This window comes from Virgibacillus proomii (assembly GCF_018916875.1).
In the GTDB taxonomy this organism is placed as follows: domain Bacteria; phylum Bacillota; class Bacilli; order Bacillales; family Amphibacillaceae; genus Virgibacillus; species Virgibacillus proomii_B.
In genome coordinates this window covers 461,263-484,401 of sequence record NZ_JAHLNO010000004.1, presented here as the reverse complement: position 1 = coordinate 484,401, position 23,139 = coordinate 461,263, and the positions used below count along the sequence as shown (strand labels likewise).

Below are 23,139 nucleotides of genomic sequence, written 5' to 3'. Positions count from 1 at the left end.
AACGGTCAAGAGCTCGTATGAAAAATAACAAGACTCTTGACCCTTGTCCTATTTTATAGGAACTGATTCAATGTGTTCACTAAGTTTTTTGACCGTGTTAAACGTATAGATATCGTGATGTTCTATATCGATATTTTCTTTTTCCAATTCTACTTCTAGTTTTATCACTAATAAAGAATGTCCACCTAGCTCAAAGAAATCATCATTTATCCCTATTTGTGTATTTCCTAAAACTTTTTTCCATATATCAAGTATCTTCTTTTCTAATTCTGTTCTAGGTTCTTCAAAAATTGTATCTAACTTAACTTTTTCTTCAAACTTAGGTAAACGGTTTTTGTCTATCTTCCCATTAGTCGTTAATGGTATCTCAGGAACTGGAATAAAGTTCGAAGGAATCATATAGTTTGGTAGTTTCTGTTTTAAAAAGGTTCTCAAATTCGATACGTTCCATTCACTATCAGATACGATATACGCATTTAGATAATTGTTACCGTCATCATCCGAAAATACTAGAACTACCGCTTCCTTCACACTATGATGCTCTAATAAATGTGATTCCACTTCACCTAATTCGATGCGATTCCCTCTCACTTTAACTTGATTATCTTTTCTTCCTATAAAAAATATTTTGCCGTCCTCTTTCCATTTTCCTAAATCACCTGTCTTATACATCTTTTCTCCATTAGAAAATGGATTTGTTACAAATTTTTCATTTGTTAAAGTAGAATTATTTAAATACCCTTTTGCAATTCCTTCACCAGCAATATATAGTTCACCTACAACACCAATTGGTTGTGGTTGGTGGTTTTCATTTAGTATATATATTTGTGTATTTGCTAAGGGACTGCCAATTAATATATCCGTACTACCGTCTATTTCCTCCATAGTAGAATATACACATGTTTCAGAAGGACCGTATCCATTGAAAATTCTTGCTTCACTATGTTGACGAATTAAACTGTATAAGTTCATGTTAAATGGCTCTCCACCTACAATGATACTTTTAACTTCTTTTAGAAAATCTAGTTCGCTTTTTCTATTGGTCAGCTGCTTTAGACGTGATGGAGTAAATTGTAATAAATCAATTTGCTTTTCTTTTATGATCTCCCTTATCGCTTTTGGGTTTTGCTTGATATTATCATCAGCTAATACAATTCTTAGACCATTAACTAAAGGAAGTATTGTTTCAACAACGAAAATATCAAACGATATGGATGTTAAACATAGGACACTTCTGGTTTGGGATAAATCAATTTTTTGTTTAACCCCTTCAAGTAAATTGATAACATTCCTATGTGTAATTTGAACTCCCTTTGGTTTTCCGGTTGTTCCGGAAGTATATATAATATAGGCTAAATCATTGGGGTTCGTTTTAACTTTAGGGTCAGTTGATTCATTTCCATACACGCCATCTTGCATAACGTTTATTACCTTCTTATGTTTTAAATTCTCACTTATGGATTGGATATTGGTCAGGATAAAATCTGCCCCACTATCATCTAAAGTATTGTTGATTCTATCGATTGGAAAATCCGAATCGATTGGCAGATAAGCAAATCCTGATTTTAACACTGCTAATATAGAAATAATCATTTCTGGGCTTCTTTCCATGATGATTGGAATACTTTTTGGTTGATCCAACTTATTCTTCAATAGAAAATGTGCCAGCTGATTAGCTCTAGTATTTAACTCTCCATATGTTATTTCGTTATCCCTGAATATCAGTGCTAATTCATTTGGTTTTTTCTTAACCTGTGATTCAAACAGTTCCTGAAGAGAATTAGTTTTCATAAATCGATGTTCCGTTTGATTAAATCCATACACAATGTTCTGTAAATCCTTAGGCGGTAAGCCAAAATTCTTAATACATTCTTCTGAGTTATCTACAATAGACCTTAAAATATGAACGAAGTATTCAGACATTCTTTCTATCGTTTCTTGCTTAAATAATACCGTACGATAGCGAAATCCTAGCCAAAGTTCATCATTACGCTCTTCACCAAATAACTCTAGGTCAACTTTAGATACTTTAAAGTCAAATTCATATGAACGTAATCTTAAACCTTCGGATGACATATTGGGCTTCTTCATATTTTGTAAGACAAACATGCTATCAAATAGAGGGTTTCTACTTGTATCTCTGCTTTTGTCTACCTTTTGAACAAGCAAATCAAATGGATAATCCTGGTTATCAAAGGCTTCAAGTACATTCGATTTAACATTATCCAAATAACTTAGAAAGGTATCATTTGGATTCAATTTATTTCTTAAAGCTAGTGTATTAACAAACATCCCTACTATATTCTCTACGTCTGGGTGATTTCTCCCTGCAATTGGTGATCCTATTACTATATCTGTATCCCCACTTATTTTGGATAAGAATATATTATATGCAGAGAGCAGCACCATAAATAATGTTGCACCATTTACTGTAGCTAAACGGTTTAGTTTATAGGTCAATTCCTTATCAAGTTTAAATGTAAGCTTATCACCCTCATAGCTCAGAATCTTAGGTCTTGAATAATCCGTTGGGAGATTTAATATCGGTATTTCATCTTGATATAAAGATAACCAATAGTTTTCTTGCTTCTTTATTTTGTCAGAAAGCTTTATTTGTTGGTTTTGCCAATTTGCAAAATCCTTATATTGTAGCTTTAAATTTTGGAGTGACTCTCCATTATAAATCGTAATAAAATCATTCATCAAGACTGACATTGATGTCCCGTCCCCAATAATATGATGCATATCAAATAATAGTAAGTGTTGGCCATCAACTTCTATGAGTTCTACTCTAAATAGTGGCGCTTTACTTAAATCGAATGGTTTTATAAATTCTCTAATGTGATAATGTATGCTATCCTTTTCTAATACGTGGTGCGTAAAATCGATATCAATATTAGATTCAATTCTTTGCATTAATTCTCCGTCTATCATGTGAAAAGAAGTTCTTAAGCTATCATGTCTTTTTACTAGTTTCTCTAATGTTTGTTCTATTTTAAAAGAATTTACTTCCCCACTTAACAAATAGACGTCGGGTATATTGTAGGTAATATTATCCTTAGCAAGGAAATGTAACGTGTATTGCCTTTTTTGGGCATAGGATACGGGATAGTACAATCGATTTTCTATCGGAATTATTTCACTGTCCGTACTACTCATAGCAGTCTCAAGATAGTTGGAAAGCCCCTCTATTGTCGGTGTCATAAATAATTGCTTTAAAGGAACTTCTTTCGCAAACTCTTTTGATATTCTTGATATTAAAATACTCGCCTTTAACGAATGACCACCTAATTCAAAAAAGTCTTCATTTATACCAACTTGCTCTAACTCTAGTATCTCTGACCATATGGTTGACATTTTTCTTTGCATTTCATTTCTAGGCTGTACGATGATTTTATTCTTTATTAAAACGTCTTTTGGTTCAGGCAGCAGTTTTCGGTCTACCTTACCGTTAATTGTAAGAGGTAATTTGTTCATAAAGATGAAATAGGATGGAATCATATATTCCGGTAAATTATTAGATATAAAGTCCCTTAATTTGTTAGCTGGTATTTCTTGATCCGATACATAGTAAGCACAAAGATACTTATTTCCATAGGAATCGTTGTTCACTATTACAACTGTTTCTTTTATTTCTTCATGCTTGAACAAAGCTTCTTCTATCTCTCCAATCTCAACCCTAAATCCTCTAATTTTCACCATATAATCGGTACGTCCAATAAACTCTATGGTACCATCCGGTAACCATTTTCCAATATCACCTGTTCTATATACTCGATCATTCGGTGCCATCATTATATTGATAAATTTCTCCTCTGTTAGGGATTCAGAGTTAATATAACCTCTTGCAACCCCTTTTCCACCTATATATATTTCCCCCGGAACCCCTACTGGTTGTGTTTTTCCAAATTCATCTAATATATATATATTCGTGTTGTTAATCGGTTTTCCTATTGGTATACTTTCGTTGTATTCTTTATTTATTAATAGACTAGTAGCAAAGGTTGTCGTTTCTGTTGGTCCATACACATGTACGACATTTACATCCCTACATTGATCTCGGACAATATTAATATGTTTTGTAGATAAGATATCTCCACCTATTAAAAGAAATTTCAAAGGAGCGAATATTGATGGATTATCTTCTGCTAGTTGGGTAAATAGAGGTGAAGTAAGAAACATAGTGGTAATTCCATTATTCATGATCTCTTTACCTAACTTCTCACTAGACAGTATGATATCCTTTTCTACCATAGATAATGTTAAACCATTCAGTAATGCCCCCCAAATTTCAAAGGTAGATGCATCAAAAGCAATCGATCCTGTTTGCAAGATCCTATCACCAGGCTCAAATCTCACATAATTAGGATTATTAACTAAATTAATGACATTCTTCTGCTCTACTAGTACACCTTTTGGCTCACCAGTGGAACCTGAGGTATAAATTACATAAGCTGGATCACTTGGTAAATTAACAATTTTAGGTCTTTCATCTCCCGTATTGATTACATTAACATTATCCATCGTACATATTGCACCTGTGTACTCAATTTTTTTGACAAAAGCTTCATTTGTTATTAGCATGTTGGTTCTACTACTTTTTAGCATGAATTCTATTCTGTCATAAGGATACGATGGATCAATAGGTATATAAGCACCACCTGATTTAATGATTGCAACTACTGCAACAATTAAATCAATTGATCGGTTTAACAGAACTCCTACATAATCTCCCCGGGAGACACCTTGCTGTTGCAAATATTGTGCAAGTGCATTTGCCTTCTGGTTTAATTCTTTATACGTCATCTTATCTTGGCCAAAAATAACAGCGTAACTTTCTGGGTTCTTTTTAACCTGTTCTTCAAACAACGTAGCAATACCTTTATTGGCGTTGGGAGTCTCTGTTTCGGACTGATTAAATTTCCTTAGCATCTCTTTTTCTTCGTTTGTTATTATTTCTATATCCGATAGTTCTATCTCCTGATTGATCGTTATATTATGCAAAATATTAATATAATGTTTAATAAATCTTTCTATACTCTCATCTTTAAACAAATCAGTACGATAGAATAGTTCAAACATTATATGGTTTTCTGTTTCAAGCATTTCGATATAAATATCAAACTTTATTTTTTTATTCTTAAAGCTATATCGTGACATGCTTAAGTCTGGTAGAACGATTTCCGTTATGTCTGTGTCTCTCATGGCAAACATGGTGTCAAATAAGGTGTTTCTACTTATATCTCTTTCAACTTTTAACTTTTCAACCAACATTTCAAACTGATAGTCTTGATTATCATAAATATCAAATGATGTTTCCTTCACTTTACTTAAGAACAATTTAAAGGATTCATCATGATTAATATTCATTCTCATAGCAACTGTATTAACAAACATACCTACTAAGTATTCCAGATCAGGATGAGGTCTTCCTGCAGTAGGATAAGCAACTACCAAATCATTCTGCCTAGTATATTTAGATAGTAATATAAAATATGCTGACAATAATACAATGTATGGGGTTACACCATTTTCCCTTGCAACTTCCTTAATTCTATCGGTTAAATTCTTTTCTAATTCAACTTGAACGGAGTCTCCCTCATACTTCATGACGGATGGCCTTGGGAAATCCGTCGGTAAATCTAGAACTGGTATTTCCCCTTCAAACATTTTCAGCCAATATCGCTCTTTCTCTTTGAACTGTTCGGTATTAAATTGTTCTTCTTGCCATACCGAAAAGTCCTTATATTGTAGTTCTAAGTCAGGTAATGTATTTCCAAGATAGAGCTGTTCAAATTCTTTGACTAATAAACCTACTGAATACCCATCAGAGATAATATGATGCATATCAATGAATAGATAATGTTCATTACTTGAGCACTTAATTAGTTTCACTCTTAGTAATAGAGCCTTCCTTAAATTAAATGGTTTTATAAAGTTTTCAATTTCTTGTTCAAGTGACTCTTTATCCAACTCTAGATAATCTACCTTAAAATCTACATTTTCATGGATGAGTTGAACAATTTCATCATGAAGAATATGAAACGATGTACGGAATGACTCGTGTCTCTGTACTAATTGATTAAATATCTCGTCTACTTTCTTAACATTAACATTACCTTTAAGCAATAAGACTTCAGGCATATTATAATTAACAGAATGATCTCCTACTTGATTGAGAATATATATACGCTTCTGAGCAGAAGTGGTAGGGTAATATTCTCTTTTCTGAACCCTTTTAATTGGTTGATAATTATGCTTTTTAGCGTACATAATTAACTGCCCTAACTTTTTAGCGGTTGGATTCTCAAAAAAGTCATACATCGGAATTCGAACATTAAACGTTTTATATAACCTTGCAACAACAGTAGCAGCCTTTAAAGAGTTTCCACCTAAATCAAAAAAATCACTTTCCGTACTAATAGGTTTCATATTTAACACTTTTTCAAAAACGTTGATAATCTCGGATTCAACATTATTATTCGGCTTAACGACCGGGACGTCAGAATGAAGTTGGTATTCTAAACTCAGTAATTTTTTCTTATCAATTTTACCATTCCAAGTTAATGGAAGCTGTTCTAGCTGAATGAATTCCGCTGGAACCATATAGTTAGGTAAGTATTGCAATAGAAAATATTTAATCTCATTCGTTGGAATTTTGCGTGTTGCAGTAATGAACCCACATAATTCACCACTGTCTCTTGTTAATACAACTGCTTCTTTAATATCCTCAAGGGAATGGAGCCAATGCTCTACCTCACCTATCTCTATCCGATAACCTCTTACTTTAACCTGCTGGTCTTTTCTACCTATAAATTCTATATTCCCATTCGGAAGCAACTTAGCTAAATCACCAGTCTTATACAAATATTCGCCATCGACAAAGGGGCTTTTTATGAATTTTAATCTTGTTAAATCTGGATTATTTAAATATCCTCTTGCCAATGAATCTCCACCAATATAAAGTTCTCCTACTGAACCAATTTCCAGCAACCTTAAATCATCATTTAGAATATACATTTGAGCGTTATTGATTGGCTTTCCAATCGGTACGCTTCTATCACTCTCTAGCGTATGATTGCATTCATAAAAGGAAACATCTACAGTAGCTTCTGTAGGTCCATATACATTACATAACTTTGTGCCGAATTTTTTATTAAGTATTTGATTAAATTCATTTACCGTATTTATTGGTAAAGATTCCCCACCAACAAAAACCTGTTTTAGACTAGAGAGTTTGTCTATTTCATTGTGTTCTTGAACAAAATAAATAACACTCCTTAATAAACTAGGGACAAACTGCGCAATGGTTATTCGACCTTCGTCGATTTTTTCAATTATTTTTTCGACATTTTTTTCATGCAGTGGATCTAGTAAAGATAATGTTGAACCAGAAAATATCCATCCAAACAATTCCCAAACAGATGCATCAAATGCTATAGATGTTCTTTGTAATAATATGTCTTCTTCATCCATTGGAAACTTTATAGAAAACCAATATAATAGGTTAACAACCGAACCTTGTTCAATCATCACCCCTTTTGGTTGACCTGTTGTACCAGATGTATATATCACATATGCAAGTTGAGATGGATGATATTCTCTTTCCAAGTTACCGTATTCTAATTCACTTAGAAGTTTATCATTAATATCTATCGTTTCTCCTGTAAAATCTATGTCACTTTTAAATGGATTAGTAGTAATGACAAAACTAGTATTACTCTCATGGATAATATGGTTATTTCTATACGTTGGATTTGAAGGATCCAACGGCAAATAAGCAGCACCTGTTTTCCAAATACCTAATAAACTAATAATTAACTCAATAGAGCGTGGTAACATAACACCCACTATCTCTTCCACACCTATACCTTTTTGTCTTAATCGTCTTGCCAACTGATTCGCTCGGCGATTTAATTCTACGTATGTTATGCTTCTTCCATTATCCTCTACAGCAATTTTATTTGGGTTTTGCAATACCTTCTCCTCAAAAATATCCACTACACTTTTATTTTGAGGATACCAATTCTTTGTATTATTAAATTGTTCAAAAATAAACTTGCTCTCGTTATGCCCTACCGTTTTTAGATCTGCTAGTTTTACTTCGGGTTTGTTTAATAACGTTTCTATAATACTTAAATAATTTGATATAAGATTGTCTATTTGGGAATTGCTATAATTACTCTCCGAATATTCAATAATAAGCTGAATATCTTTTTTTACTTTCTTACTCCATATGATTAGATTGGTATTTTTGTCTACATGTATTTCTTTATGAATATCACGAGATGCAAACATTATTCCGAGTAAATTAGCATAATGATGGAAACCTCTATGATTTAGCTCTTTAATAATTTCTTCAAAGGGATAGTCAGCGTTATTATAAGCAGTTATCAGATTTTCTCTTGTTTGAAAAAGTAACTCCTTAAACGTGTTATTTGGTAAAAACTCACTTTGGATCAGCACTCGATCATTTGTAGTTATCGATTCCTTTAATAATGGAATTAAAACTGTATTGTCCATTCTTCCAGTTTCCTTATAAATCAATACATTGAAGCTTACTAGAAGTATGCAGTATAAAGATAATTCAGAGTTCTTACTTATTTCTATCAATTTCTCACTAATGTGGACAGGTATTGCCTTTTGAATTGATTTCGTTTTATTTTGATCGTTTAAGTTAATGGAAGGTTTATGAAAGATGGAATCAGTATTAGCCTTTTCTATCTTCTCTAGCCAATAATCACGTTGCATGATATAACTTTTGGAAGATAACAATAAGTTATTATACTTTTCCATTAATATACCTCCTACACTTTCGCAGTATTCATGTAACAAGCTCCCAATCAAAGTGTGCGTATTGCTTTATTGGATGAAAATAACACTATCATTAATACTTGGACAACTCCTGCAAACATTGGAATTATGAAGGCTGGAACATATTCGATGAGTAATCCAGATAATAACAATCCTGCAGGCGTAATAACCGATGATAAACTTCTAATTACTCCGAAAACCCTTCCCCTATATTGCTCCTCTATTGTTGTCATTAACATCGTCCTAATTGGTACATTCACAAAAATAACCACAAATCCTAGTAGGAAATATAATCCAGTATAAAAGAAGAAAAACATATCATTTAAGTGATTTCCAAATATATTAATACCTGGAATTCCACATAACAGCACTCCTATGGAGTCAATAAATAGTGCTACAGTGAATAGTTTGTATTTCTTTTTAAATTCCGGTAAAGCGGACAGTACGATCGATCCAACAAAAATTCCTACAGGAAAAGCTCCAGATATAATACCAAACTGTGTTGGTGTTAGTTCTAATACTTCGTTAACGATAAATGGTACTGGAACCTCAATTCCTAAAGCGATTAAGAAGTTAATACCCAAAGCGAAAATAAATAAAGTAAAGATGGCGCTTTGTGTTTTGATATATCCAAATCCCTCTTTAATTTCGCCAAACATACTCCTAAAGTCTACTGCAGACTGTTTTTTAATTTTCTTTTTCGTTTCCTTTTCCGTATTTTTTTTCTCTCTAAGCACATTGAAATCGATAAAAGATTCGGATAGCGCGGATATCAAAAATGTAATACCAGTAAAAAGAAGGAAAAGTTTAATATCAATTAACCCAAAGATCACCCCGCCTATTATAGGTGATACTATTTGCGAAAACGACACAATGCTTTCGTAATAGGAATTTACTTTTGTTATTCTTTTCCTATTCACAAGATCTGGAATACTTGCATTAAAGGAAACATCAAAAAATGTATTGTAGACTGCTAGCAGAGCGGATAATAGATAAATATATACGATGTTGAAGCCAGCGAATACAGATATTCCATATAGTAATAGTAAGGACAAACCACTAAGGATATCTGTTGTAATAATAATTTTCTTTCGATTAATTTTATCAGCAATAACCCCTGCGAATGGACCAAGAATCACCCTCGGTATCATATTAAATATTAAAACTGCTGAGAATCCCAATCCAGACCCTGTTTCTTTCAGAACAAATAGCCCCATAACGAATGCATACACGAATGATCCAAAATCGGATACTAACTTTCCTGCCAGCAGAAATATTATATTTTGAAGAATCCTTCGATTCGTTTTACTATCTATTTCTGGTTGGTGTTGTGATAGTGTTGAGTTATCTTTCATTTCTTCCTCTCCCTTAAATCTGTTAAATATCAAATTCGAATGTATTCTCGAAGTGTTTCTGTCTCAAATGATACACATCACGCTGGGTTCCTATTTCCATATCTATTATTCTTATGCTAGAATCACTCGAAATATATTCTAGTAGTTTTTCGTAATATTGTAGTAATTGTTCCATCTTTTCCTCTTTAAAGAGATTTGTAGCGTAATGCAGTCTTAGAACAATACTGTCCTTTATTTCTATTGCTTCTAGCTGTATATCAAATTGTGTTGAACTCGTTGTAATCCTATAAGGAGAGAGGTTTATTTTCTCACTTTTTACCTCACTACTATTAAAATTGTGCAACGAATTTTGTAAAACGAATGACGAACTAAATAAAGGATTTCGACTAGGATTCCAAGGGATATTCAGTTTCTCAATTAACATTTCAAAAGGGTATTCTTGATTTTCTAAAGCTTGAATGACAACATTCTTCACTTCTTGCAAATAGTTGGTAAAAGTCTTATAGGAGATTGGTTGTGTTCTGATTGGTAAGGTATTTACCAACATTCCAAAGACCTTTTCCAAGTCAACATTCGTTCTTCCTGATGTAAAAGTTCCTACGATAATATCCTCCTGATTGGCATACTTCGATAATAAAATCTTATATACTGCTAACAAAGTCATATATAGTGTCACACCATTTTGCTTTGAAACTTCCTTTATCCTAGATATTAATCTTTCATTAATGTTGAACTCTATCGTATTTCCCTCAAATTTAAAATATTTCGGGCGTTCAAAGTCTGTTGGCAAATCTAGAATTGGTAGTGTACCTTTGAACTGATGTAACCATATTAATTCCATTTCTTTAAACTTGTCACTATTGAAAAATTCTAGTTGATATTTTACAAAATCTTTGTATTGTAGTCGTAGTGGTTTAAGAGTTCTTCCGTTATATAAATCGATAAATTCTTTAAGAAAAATCTCCATTGAGGTACCGTCTGAGATGATATGATGGATGTCAAAGAACCATAGGTATGTTCCTTGATCTTCAATTAACATAGTTCTAAACAATGGTGGTTTGAACAAATTAAAAGGCTTTATGTTTTCATTTATTAACTTATTTACATTCTTTCCTTTTTCCAGCTTCACATATTTGATATCAAGATCTACGTGGTGATGAACTTTCTGAATCAATTGTTCTTCCTTACCTATTTCAAAAGAAGTTCTTAGTGATTCATGTCTATCAACTAGTTCTCTCATTACTTTTTGAAATAAATTCTTATCAATTTCCCCGTCCAAAGACATGGCAAAGCTCATGTTATAACTTGTATTATTCTCTATCATATCTTGTAATATAAATAGCCTTTGTTGGGAAGAGGAGGCAACGTAATTCTGGTTATCATTTTTACCCATAATTGTGATCTCTTCTTGAGTGGATGTATTAAGAATAATACCTACTATACTCTTTATTAGCTCATTAACTGTTTTCTCTTCAAAAAATAGCTCAATAGGAATATTAACCCCATATTCATCTTTTACTTTTCCTATAAAATGGATTATCATAATAGAATTAATTCCAGCATCAAGCAAGTTACTATTTAAATTTAATTCTTTGTCTAAGCTTATATTACTAATTAAGTTTGTGATTCTTTCTTTAATTTCTTTTTCATTATTAATTACCCTTTCTTCTTCCAGTGTGTCTACAAACCAAGTATTATTGTTCGTATTATTTATCGTTTTACTTAAGTAATACGGTTTTCTGTCAAAATGATAAGTTGGTAAACTTAGTCGAAGTCTATTTTGTCCTTTATATACTTTGCCCCAATTTATCACTAACCCCTGTTTTACCAAGCTTTTTAAGCCATCATAAAAGTGCCCGTCGTTTTCTTCTACAGACCACATGGATATATTATCCATACTCGATAAAAGCCTTGAACTCTCTAGTTCTAACTTCCGAGATGGATTTATAAAAACAAACAAATTCACACCATAATCAATGATAGATTGATAGAGTTCTTTCAACCGATTGGTTTCCAATTGTTTATTTATAGGAATATAATCTACTATTTTATGAATACATTCTTGTAATGAAATTTCTCCATTAAATAGTTCCGCTAGATGGTATCCACTTCCGAAACCCAAATAAGTCTTTGGTTTTACACCATAGCGCTGTAATATATCATTAAAATAGGAGAAATAAGCCAGACAAGCAAAAATATGAGCAGGTATATTGTCTGTATCTCCCCATTCTTGATAAAGCTCTTGAAGATATTTTCCGACACGCTCATCTTCCATTGGGATTGGGATAGTAAATTCATCCGTTAAAAAGTCAGGAATAACAAATATCGGCGAAAGCTCTATCTTATTATTGACATTTATGATTTTGTATTCGTTTCTATTAAGCTTATCAAGTAAATCTTTAGTTGAACAAGCTGATAATATGACCTTATAGTCAAAAGTTCTCCTTCCAGCGTTTAAGGTATAAGCAATATCGCTTATGTTGATATCAGAGTTTCTCTGTATGTAATGTTTTAACTTCAACATATTCTCTGTTAATGACTTTTTCGTTCTGGCCGAGAATACAAGGAGTTCCAGTTTCTCTTTAGACGGTTTATCATCTACCTGACTCCTTCTTTTCGGGACATTTTCAAGAATAATATGAGCATTCGTACCAATAAAACTTAATGATGAAACACCAGCTCTCTTAGGTTCAACCAAATTCCAATCTCTAAGTTGAGTATTAACATAAACAGGTGATTTTTCAAAATCGATAAGCGGGTTTGCTTTTTTATAATTTATAGATGCAGGTATTTTACCTTCTTTTAAGATTAAGATTGTTTTGATCATGCTAGCTATACCTGAAGCTACATCCAAATGGCCTATATTTGATTTTAAGGAACCGATTGGAATAGATTGATTAGCATATCCCAATTTTTTTAAACTTTGTGAGATACCTGCAATCTCAATAGGGTCACCAATTTTAGTTCCAGTGCCATGTGTTTCTATGTAGGAGATAGATAAAGGTTCTATTCTTGATTTCTCAAAAGCCTTAGAGATAACCTCAGCCTGACCATCCTCACTTGGGGCATTCATACCATTAGAACGAAAACCATCATTATTAACAGCGCTTCCTTTAATAATGGCATGGATAACATCACCGTCCTTCAGTGCCTCTTTTGCTTGTTTCAGAAGGAGTACTCCTCCCCCCTCACCGCCTATAGTTCCATCAGCATTTGCATCAAATGCACGTACTAATCTACTTTCGGAGACTAGGGGGTTATCCTTTACCTGGCCTTCTCTAGGTGGTAAGAACATCATTCGAACCCCACCTACAATGGCATATTCAATTTCACGCAAGAGTATATTTTGACATGCAATATGAACTGCTACCAATGAGGATGAGCATGCTGTTCCAATTGATAAGACAGGTCCATGAAAATCAAATGTATAAGCAACCCTTCCAGCATTAGAAGCATTCACATTATTAACATTGCTAAAAGCAGTCGAGTCCTGAAATATGCTTGAATATTGATTTTCATTTTCAGCAATGAATACCCCAACACTTTTAGTAGGTAACTGACCGGGATTATATCCTGCATCCAAGATTGTTTCTTCCACTAATTCAAGTAATAGCCGTTGTTGTGGATCAATATACTTTGCTTCTTCACGACTAATATTAAAAATTTCGGGTTCAAATTGAAGAATATTATCTAAGTATCCTTCATTTATAAAATCATTAACTGTTTTATTCCCAAACATCAGTTTTAATTCATGAATTCGATCTTCTGGTAATTTTTTTATGGAATGTTTACCGTTTATTAGATTAGTCCAAAATTCTTCTAAATTGTTTGCGTCCGGAAATCTCCCTGACATTCCTATTACAGCTATATCCTCTTCTTCAATCATTTGATTATGAAATTGCATATTACTCCCCCCAGTTATCAACTGTTTACAAATAATTTAGTATTTAAAAGCAAGGGTTTTCTTCTCTTTCATATCTTTTTCTTCCTTTAAAATTATCTTTGAAAGACTGCTAATACTAGGATATTTAAATAAGTCCTTAACATTGAACGTTGTTTCAAACTCCCTATTTATTAAACTTGTCAAACTGATTAGTTTTAATGAATCACCACCAACATCAAAAAATTTATCGTGCACACCAATATCCTGTCTATCTAATAACTGCTGCCATATTCTTACTAATTTTTCTTGTGTTTCATTAATGGGGGATTCCATTTCTCGGTTATTCAAATTCCCTTTAGGGTTCGGCAATGCTTTTCGATCGATTTTTCCATTAAGTGTTAATGGAATCTCTTTTAGGAAAATAACATATTCTGGAACCATATAATTAGGACATTTTTCTGAGATAAATTGTTTAATCGACTCAAGCGTAATATGTTCTTTTTTCACAATATAGGCAACAAGTTTTTTAGTTCCATTATTTTCATCGTCTTTTGTTGTAACAATCGCTTCTTTTATCTGGTCGTGTTCCATTAATTTTCTCTCAATTTCCCCTAATTCAATGCGATTTCCTCTAATCTTTACTTGATTATCTACTCTACCGATATATACTAATTCTCCATCTGGTAGTAGTTTTACTAAATCGCCCGTTTTATATAATTTTTCTCCCATCTCTTGGTTGTAATAAAACTTTTCATTCGTTAATCCTTTATTACCAAGATATCCACGTGCTAGTCCTCTTCCACTCACTTGTAACTCACCAGTAATTCCAAAAGGTTGTATTTTATTTTTCTTGTCCATCACATAGCAATTTGTATTGTGAATAGGGGTACCAATTCTAACTTGGATATTATTTTTATCAAACTTATATACAGTTGAAGCAACACTATTTTCCGTTGGGCCATACTCATTATACAAATCTACATGGTCAAATCGTTTAAAATGATCTTCTACTAGCCCTTCGGTTAAATCTTCTCCTGCTAATGTTACAAAGCGGAGACTCGGTAAATCATAGGTTAGATTCTCGATAAATTTTTTGTATAAGCTAGGGACAATTAAAAAGTTCGTAACATTCTCCTCATGTACTAGCCTTGCTAGTTTATTCATTTCAAGTCTGTCTTCGGATCGAAATAATACAACCTTAGCCCCCGAAATAAGGGATGTAAAAATGTCTCCGACCGAACTGTCAAAAACAAAAGGAGGAATCTGTAATACTGCATCCACTTCTGTATAATGATAATATTCAGCTCGCCAAGTTAATGTATTTACGATTGATTGGTGTTCAATCAAAACCCCTTTTGGATTACCTGTTGACCCAGAAGTGTATATCACATAGGCCAAATCATTCTTCTGAGAGGAAATATTCAGATTAGATGTACCTTCCCCCTCAAATAAGGATGAATCATCCATCCATAACATATTTGTCGTTGAAAAAGATTGAAACTTTTCCTTTAATTTACTTTGTACCAAGAGACATTCCATTTTTGAATCTTCCACAATATATTTAATCCTATCGTCAGGATAACTCGGATCGATTGGTAGATACGCACCACCCGCTTTCATGACTGCAAGCATACTAATAATCATCTCAATGGATCTATCTGTAGCAATCCCAACGATACTCTCTGCTTTTATTCCGTTATTCCGAAGTACTCTAGCCATTTGGTTTGCTCTTCTGTTTAACTCTTCATAAGTTAGTTTATTATGATCCATCGTAACAGCAATATAATTAGGGGTCTTCTCTACCTGTTCTTCAAACAGTTCATGTACACATTTATTTGGATAGTCAGAATTACTTTTATTCATTGTAAGTATTTGTCGTTTTTCTTCATCCGTTATAATTTGTAGATCAGAAGTTTTTGCAAATGGGTTTTCAAGAATTTCTAGTATAACTTGATACAAATGTTCTTTTATTCTATTTATTGTTTCCTCGTCAAATACTTGACTGTCATATCTTAGGTTGATGTTATATTCATCATTTTCGCTAACCTCAACTACTACGCTATAATTTGTTTTTTCAGAGGTTGAGTATGATATTACTTTTAAGGATTCAATTCCATTACGATACCAATCTTCTACAGGATAATTCTCATACACTACGATACAATCAAATAATTGACTTTCAGTTGGGATATTAGAATAAGATTTAATATCCACCAATGAAGTACTTTCAAATTGATATCGTTCACTTAGTTCTTCTCCAACTTTTTTTAATAACTCGTTAATTCTTGTAACATTATTAGTTTTGACTCTTAGTGGAACTGTATTAATAAATAAGCCCACAGAATTTTTGATTTTACCAATATGATTCGGCCTTCCAGAAACAGTTGTACCAAACACAGCGTCATCGGTGTTATTATACTTCTGCAAAAGTAATCCCCATGCTGAATAAAGTATTGTAGCCATTGTAACTTCTTGTTTTTTTGATAATTCCTTTAGTTTATCTACAATTTTATTTGACAAGGTAATTTGTGATCCTTGAATCTTACCTGGGTTAGAACTAGATATCATTGTTGAAGATAGGGAAGTCTTTGTGTCAAATCCTTTTAGATAACCTTTCCAATACTCCGACTCTTCTAGCGAATTTTTGGATTGAATCCATTTAATATAATCCTTAAATTGCGCCTTCTCATTTGTTATTATAGGTTCAATGCCCTTTGTGAGATGATCATAATACTGAAAGAATTCCTTTAGGATAATATTGGTACTCCAACCGTCCCATAGAATATGATGAAAGCTAATCATGACATATGAAATGCTAGAGCTAAGTTTGATTAGATTTATTCTGAAAAGAGGTCCTTTGTTTAGGACAAATCGTTCATTTCGATCTTTTATTTTCCTATCTTCTAAAAACCAATCCTTATATTCCAATGATTTAGTTGATAAATCATCCACTCTAATTGATGGCGTAATTTTCTTTAATATTACTTGCACCGGTTCTGATAAATTCTCCCATGCGAATATACTTCTTAAACTATTATTATGTTCCATAACGAACTCCCAGGCTTTCCTGAAATAGTCTTCAATTATTATTCCATCTAATTTCAGACTAATTTGTACAAAATACATATCATTTTCGGGATCCTTTAGGGATTCATAAAGTATGCCCTGCTGCATAGGGGTTAAGCCGACTATATCTTCTACATTATTTTTATCTATTTTTCCCATTTATATCACCTCAACAGTGATTCTCGTTATTTATGCTTCATGATATAAAAAAGCCTTTCCGAAGACTCTACTAATGGGTCGAGGTTAAAACTAGAAAAGGACCCTACAATATCTAATCCATTATTTTTTGCACTTTTTAATACATCTGTGTGCTCAATTGGTATTTGATGATGTTCCTCGGTTCCATTACGAAAAGAAAATACACTTGTCATTTTCCTCAAATCCGAATTATAGGTAATTTTATTTTGAAAGCCTGAATTTTCAGTACTGATAGAAGTCCCGTTAATTTTCATATAGTAATTTTCGCTTACAACATCAAATATAAAATGGCCATCCTTATCTAAATGACTGGCTACACACGAAAAAATGGAGTCTAGTTCATCAATGTGATCGATATAGTTAAACGAATCAAAGCTACTAATGATTAAACTAAATTTATCAGGTAATGAAAATTTACGGAAGTCTCCCTGTATAAATTCTACATTAGGAAAATGTGAATAACTTTCAATCGCTAATTTCAACATTTCCGGACTATAATCTAAACCGACTACTTTTTCTGCTTTTGATCTTATTTTTGAAATTAGCAACCCCGTACCACATGCTAAATCTAGGGTCCTTTCAAAATTTATCTCATGTTTTACTTGTACTTTTCTTAAAAAACTATTATATAAACGTGTGAAGATAGTTTGATAGTTATTGTATTCCCTAGAGAATTCTTCATAAGGTTCCAAGTCTATTAACCTCCCAAATTCTAAACCTTCATTAATAACGAGCTCCAGCACGCAACTGGACTATTATTCATTATTAGGACCTTATCACCTTTATTAATTTCACCATTTTGTAAGCTGGTCTTATAATTCAACATAATATCAATGGATCCTAGATGGCCATACATTCTACAATTTTGAAAACAACTCTCTAAAAGATTGACTTGAAGCGCCTCTTCATTAAATGTAAATGCTGATTCTGATAAGTTTTGCATAATAACACCATTTACTTCATCAAAATTATTGCCTAACAATTCTGAATTAAGTATTTTAAAATTATTTCGGCTAGCTATCGATAATTCAAATTTATACCTAGAATTAGTACAAATTTCCTTATATTCGTCTACTAATTTGTCTTTGTATTCCACCTTATAAAGATCCCAAAATCTGCCATCTGTCTTAATTTTAATATCTAACAGTTGATTAGATTCACACCTAGATACCACTACCCCCATACCACCATCACCAATTACTGTGACCGCTTCACGATACCGGTCTTTTCCAGTGGGTTTACTTCCACAACTAATTAGTATGTTGTCAACGTTCTCATCGGAGGTTAATATGTTTCTAGCTAGTGATAAGGCTATATTAATATTCGTACAACCCATATCTGCTACTGTGAAACTGTATGCGTTGGTTGCACCTATAAGTTCCTGTAGACGTGTTGCTTCTGAGCTCATTAAATATTTGGGAGATCTGCTTTGAAGATATATCACAACATCCACATTTTCTGGAGTAATTCCTGCTGCAGTTAATGCTTTTTTAGAGGCTTCATATGCAAGTTCTGTATTATCATATTCTTCTGCAATAGATACAGTTTCCAATTTCATTAGTGAAAGAATGTTTTGTTGCTCAGGTGTCAGCTCTTGAACTTCCTTTAATTCTCTAACAGGATATAAATTGTCAGGTATATAGAATTCTATCGATTTTATTCCTATCATTTTCTATTACTCCTCATTTAAATCAACGTTTTTCTTGGACTATACTTTTTTAAACCATACTGTGCAATAAGCTGTTGTTGAATTTGTGATGTTCCTTCAATAATTTCTAATATTTTCGCCTCTCTAAAGAATCTTTCTACCGGAAATGTGTTATAGCATCCATTACCTCCATGTACTTGCACCGCATCTGTTGCTATTTCCATAGCAATCTTAGATGAATAATATTTAGCCATAGAAGTATGAATGATGGAATCTGTATCTTGATTTCTTCTTTTTAGACCAGCCTCTATACAAAGTGCTCGAGCTGCGTGAATATGGGTCATAGCATCCCCTATCATTCCTTGAATTAACTGATTTTCCACAATTCTTTTTCCAAATTGCTCTCTCTTACTCGCATACTTTATCATTTCTTCTAGACTTGCCTGAGCAATACCTAATGCTCCCCAAGCAATACTATATCTCCCATGATCTAAAGCAGTATTAACAATATAGGTGAATCCAGATCCTCTTAGTCCAAGAACTCTATCAGCAGGAACAACAACATTATTGAAGTATATTTTTGAAACATGTGATCCACGCGATCCTAACAGTCCTTTGATCGGCTCTGTAGATATTCCTTCTAAATCCCGCTCTATGATAAAAGCTGTTATTTCCTGATTATTCCTAGCGATAACAATAAAGAAATCAGCAATATCTCCGAAAGAGATAAACTTCTTCTCTCCATTAATAATAAATTTGTTATGTTTTTCGATGTATGTTGTTGCAATACCTTTTGCGTTGCTGCCGGTATTTTCTTCCGATAACGCAAAAGCACCTATCTTATCTCCTCTTGCCATCTGGGGAATCCATTCATTTTTCTGTTCTTGGCTTCCCCATCTAAGAATTGTCTCGCCAACTAATGAAACATGTACTGTCATTAATGCCCTAGTATTACTACAACTTTTTCCGATTTCTTCTGTACAGTAACCATAGGTTAGAGGATCCAGTTCTAATCCACCATACTCTTTAGGAAAGGTTGCACCTAGGAGACCTATTTCACTAAGTCTACGAATCAAATTTTCATCAAAATATCCCTGTTCATCCATATCTTTGCTACGTGTCTTTACTTCTTGTTCAGAAAACATGCTTATCTTTGAAATAAAAGTTTCTTGCTCTTGCGATAAAATATTGTTCATTCTATTACTCTACTCTGTCTTTTATTTTGAATAAAATTAGTTATATTATTTATGGAACTAAAGTTACTAATTTGTAGGTCTTCACTCTCTACTTTTATTTCAAAGTTATTTTCTATAAATGTTACTAAACTCAATGCAAACATAGAATCTACAAATCCTAGTTCAAAAATATTATCATCATTATCAAGACTATTTTCTCTTTCATAGAAAATCATATTTTCTTCTAAGAATGACCTAACCGTCTTTTCTATCTCCTGAATACTTTCCATATTTACACCGCCTTTTTTAAATTATATAAATAGGTGTTTGGATTCCTTATTTATTACTTCTTGTACATCTATATAACTTGGATATGAGTTTATGACAGATAAGTCATTTGATAACACAACTGTTCCATCACTATTAACTTTTGTTTCCTTAAAATTTGAAAAACCATATGTTATATACATGATTCGATTTCTATCTGTAGGGCGAAATTTTGCTCTAAGTAATACATTTGACTTTTTAGCTTGTTGGATTATATAGGTTAATAGGACTGTTCCTACACCTCTGGACATTACCCGACACGACATTAATAGCTGCATAATTTCCCAATATTCCGACGTTTTTTTCAATAAAGCTAGACCAATTTTTCCATAACTACCGTATTTATCACTCAACTCACATACAATAAGCTGATGACTATCAGATTCCATATACTCTTTTAAATCTTCGTAACTATATATGTTACCTGTTGAATTGAGCTGGTTAGTCCGATAAGTAAGTTCTTCTAGTCTTCTTAAGTCTTGCTCTTTAGCCTCTGATATAGTGAACTTCATTTTTAATGCCGCTAAAAATTCCTCTTTTGGCCCCTCATATGTAGCTTCTTCTTTTTTTCTTTTCATATCTTCTAAATACCGTATTCGTCTTTTATAAGAATCCTCGGTAATAAATTTAGGATTTAATCTAGGATGCGTTAATAACGTCTGATAATATTTGCTGTCTAAACAGCTAATTGTTGGGTGAACGCTTTTAACTTCTTCTCGCTCAAATTCTTGATCATCAATGAAAAGAATGGTATCAACGTTGATATTTAGATTTTCTATTATTTTCTGTATAGCTAACGATTTAGCATTCCAATGAACTTCTGGATATAAAAAGTATTTTCCAATATCGAATTCATTTAATTTTTTCATTGCGAGGTCATAATTGTTTTTACTTGAGATGGAGTGTAATATACCTCTCCGATCTAATTCTTCTATAACCTTTATTATTCCAGGCTTTAACTTAACATCATCTGCCTCAGCTAAAGTACCTTCCCAAATGGTATTATCAAGGTCCCATACAATACATTTTATCTCCTTCATTCCCTCTTCCATTATCGATTCACCTACTTTATTAATATTTGAAAAAACCTTGTCCAGTTTTTCTCCCAAGCATCCCGGCATCGACTAATTTTTTTAAATATGGACTAGGTCGAAACTTTGGATCTAAGTAATTATTAAATAATTCTTCTAAAGAATATAAAACCGTATCTAATCCAATTAGGTCAGCTGTAGCAAGCGGACCCATTTTATGAGAAAAGCCTAACTTAAATATTTTGTCCACATCCTCAGGAGTAGCCACTCCATCCTGTAAAAGAAATACACATTCATTTATGGTCAGCATTAAAACACGATTAGAAACAAATCCTGGGTAATCATTTACGACAACCGTTTCTTTTTTTAGAACATGCATTAGCTCTGTTGCAATACTAATAGTCTCCTCTGACGTATGAAATCCTTTAATTACTTCAACTAAATTACTCAATGGGACCGGATTCATAAAGTGCAATCCTATCACATTAGAAGGCTTCTTAATATTTGAACTTATTTTCGTAATAGGGATACAAGAAGTATTTGCTGCGTAAATTACATCCGAATTACATATTTCATTTAGTTCGAAATATAATTGTTTTTTAGCATCATAGTTTTCAATTATATTTTCAACTAAGAAATCCACTCGTTCTAGATCCTGTAAATTAGCGGAGAACTGAATATTACGTAACATATCTTCAGGTGTAGAAATCCCCTTTTTCTTTCCCATTAATTGATAAAGTTTATGATTTTGGATCATTCCTTTTTCAGCGTTTTTTAGTGCTTCGTTAGAATTATCTACTAAGATAACCTTATAACCATAATAGGAAAATTCCTGAGCCACCCCCTGCCCTATCGTTCCAGCTCCTACTACTCCAATCGTTTTCATATTAGCCTACCTCTTTTCTAATTTAATACTATGTAACGGGACAAAGTATTATTTATTATTTCGGTAACCTTTTTATAGTGATGATGTATAAAAAAGTGTCCACCTGTTAGCCAATAGAAATCAGTCGAATTCGTGGTATGAATACTCCATTCACTTAGTTTTGAATTCGTTAGTTCATCTTCCTCTCCATTTATAATGCTAATACCAAAATTAAATAAAGATGTTTTTTCCTTATACTCATGCGTTTCCACCACTTTACAATCTGCACGAAGTATCGGCAAGTAAATATCGATTAAGCCAGGATCTTGAAAAAAACCTTTTGGTGTTCCACCAAGATTCCAAATTGTATCTAATAATTTATCGTCTTCCATTTTATGTAAAACACTATTATGCCTTAAATGAGGTGGGAGCCTCCCTGAAAAAAAAGCATGTAGAGGTGGTACGTGACCATTATTTAATACCTTATGACATAATTCATAAACTAGTAAAGTACCCATGCTGTGCCCATAAAAAGCATATGTTGCATCCTCTAGATCTTCAGCGATGATGTTATAAATGTCATTCACTACATCCTCGATATTTTCCATTAACGGTTCACGAAATCTTTTCCCCCGCCCTGCTAATTCTATCGGTATTAACTCAATATTTTCATTCAAATATTTTCTCCAATTTTGATATACGAAAGATGACCCTCCTGCATAAGGGAGGCAAAAAAATTTTATTTTTTCCAATCTATACATCCTTTGTAAAAATGTA

The 23,139-nt window shown here is 32.8% G+C and carries 11 protein-coding genes; all 11 read right to left on the bottom strand.

What is annotated here, in order from left to right; translation table 11 throughout:
* Positions 1 to 48 precede the first annotated feature (48 nt).
* Genes KQI21_RS03485 through KQI21_RS03435 form a run of 11 tightly spaced genes read right to left on the bottom strand, consistent with a single transcriptional unit; the run spans position 49 to position 23,123 of the window.
* Positions 49 to 8,796, bottom strand: coding sequence for a non-ribosomal peptide synthetase (locus KQI21_RS03485; RefSeq protein ID WP_216482633.1), 8,748 nt, complete (start codon positions 8,794 to 8,796; stop codon positions 49 to 51).
* A 47-nt stretch (positions 8,797 to 8,843) separates the two neighbouring features.
* A complete protein-coding gene (locus KQI21_RS03480; RefSeq protein ID WP_216482632.1) occupies positions 8,844 to 10,169 on the bottom strand; it encodes an MFS transporter in 1,326 nt (441 codons plus the stop codon).
* Positions 10,170 to 10,191: 22 nt separating this feature from the next.
* Entirely contained in the window at positions 10,192 to 14,073 is a 3,882-nt protein-coding gene (locus tag KQI21_RS03475) for a condensation domain-containing protein (protein WP_216482631.1), read from the bottom strand.
* 36 nt (positions 14,074 to 14,109) lie between these two features.
* Entirely contained in the window at positions 14,110 to 17,277 is a 3,168-nt protein-coding gene (locus tag KQI21_RS03470) for a non-ribosomal peptide synthetase (protein WP_216482630.1), read from the bottom strand.
* Between the two features lie 26 nt (positions 17,278 to 17,303).
* Entirely contained in the window at positions 17,304 to 18,008 is a 705-nt protein-coding gene (locus KQI21_RS03465; protein ID WP_216482629.1) for a class I SAM-dependent DNA methyltransferase, read from the bottom strand.
* A gap of 20 nt (positions 18,009 to 18,028) precedes the next feature.
* Positions 18,029 to 18,985, bottom strand: a complete 957-nt coding sequence (locus tag KQI21_RS03460) for a hypothetical protein (RefSeq protein ID WP_216482628.1) — start codon at positions 18,983 to 18,985, stop codon at positions 18,029 to 18,031.
* 17 nt (positions 18,986 to 19,002) lie between these two features.
* The gene (locus tag KQI21_RS03455; RefSeq protein WP_216482627.1) at positions 19,003 to 20,160 is read right to left on the bottom strand and encodes an acyl-CoA dehydrogenase family protein; all 1,158 of its coding nucleotides are present in this window, start codon (positions 20,158 to 20,160) and stop codon (positions 19,003 to 19,005) included.
* Positions 20,157 to 20,429: an acyl carrier protein gene (locus KQI21_RS03450; RefSeq protein ID WP_216482626.1), complete on the bottom strand. Its 273-nt coding sequence runs from the start codon at positions 20,427 to 20,429 to the stop codon at positions 20,157 to 20,159. The genes KQI21_RS03455 and KQI21_RS03450 overlap by 4 nt, the downstream gene beginning before the upstream one ends.
* A 21-nt stretch (positions 20,430 to 20,450) precedes the next feature.
* On the bottom strand, positions 20,451 to 21,518 hold the full coding sequence (locus tag KQI21_RS03445; RefSeq protein ID WP_216482625.1) for an HAD-IIIC family phosphatase: 1,068 nt from the start codon (positions 21,516 to 21,518) through the stop codon (positions 20,451 to 20,453).
* A 19-nt stretch (positions 21,519 to 21,537) separates the two neighbouring features.
* Positions 21,538 to 22,383 (bottom strand): 3-hydroxyacyl-CoA dehydrogenase family protein, encoded by an 846-nt coding sequence (locus KQI21_RS03440; protein ID WP_216482624.1) that lies wholly within the window; start codon positions 22,381 to 22,383, stop codon positions 21,538 to 21,540.
* Between the two features lie 17 nt (positions 22,384 to 22,400).
* Complete coding sequence (locus KQI21_RS03435; RefSeq protein WP_301281720.1) at positions 22,401 to 23,123, bottom strand: thioesterase II family protein; 723 nt, start codon at positions 23,121 to 23,123, stop codon at positions 22,401 to 22,403.
* Positions 23,124 to 23,139: the final 16 nt, after the last annotated feature.

Coding starts and splice junctions, on each gene's coding strand:
- KQI21_RS03485 (WP_216482633.1), bottom strand. CDS start 8,796: ATGGAAAAGTATAATAACTTATTGTTATCTTCCAAAAGTTATATCATG.
- KQI21_RS03480 (WP_216482632.1), bottom strand. CDS start 10,169: ATGAAAGATAACTCAACACTATCACAACACCAACCAGAAATAGATAGT.
- KQI21_RS03475 (WP_216482631.1), bottom strand. CDS start 14,073: ATGCAATTTCATAATCAAATGATTGAAGAAGAGGATATAGCTGTAATA.
- KQI21_RS03470 (WP_216482630.1), bottom strand. CDS start 17,277: ATGGGAAAAATAGATAAAAATAATGTAGAAGATATAGTCGGCTTAACC.
- KQI21_RS03460 (WP_216482628.1), bottom strand. CDS start 18,985: ATGATAGGAATAAAATCGATAGAATTCTATATACCTGACAATTTATAT.
- KQI21_RS03455 (WP_216482627.1), bottom strand. CDS start 20,160: ATGAACAATATTTTATCGCAAGAGCAAGAAACTTTTATTTCAAAGATA.
- KQI21_RS03450 (WP_216482626.1), bottom strand. CDS start 20,429: ATGGAAAGTATTCAGGAGATAGAAAAGACGGTTAGGTCATTCTTAGAA.
- KQI21_RS03445 (WP_216482625.1), bottom strand. CDS start 21,518: ATGGAAGAGGGAATGAAGGAGATAAAATGTATTGTATGGGACCTTGAT.
- KQI21_RS03440 (WP_216482624.1), bottom strand. CDS start 22,383: ATGAAAACGATTGGAGTAGTAGGAGCTGGAACGATAGGGCAGGGGGTG.
- KQI21_RS03435 (WP_301281720.1), bottom strand. CDS start 23,123: ATGTATAGATTGGAAAAAATAAAATTTTTTTGCCTCCCTTATGCAGGA.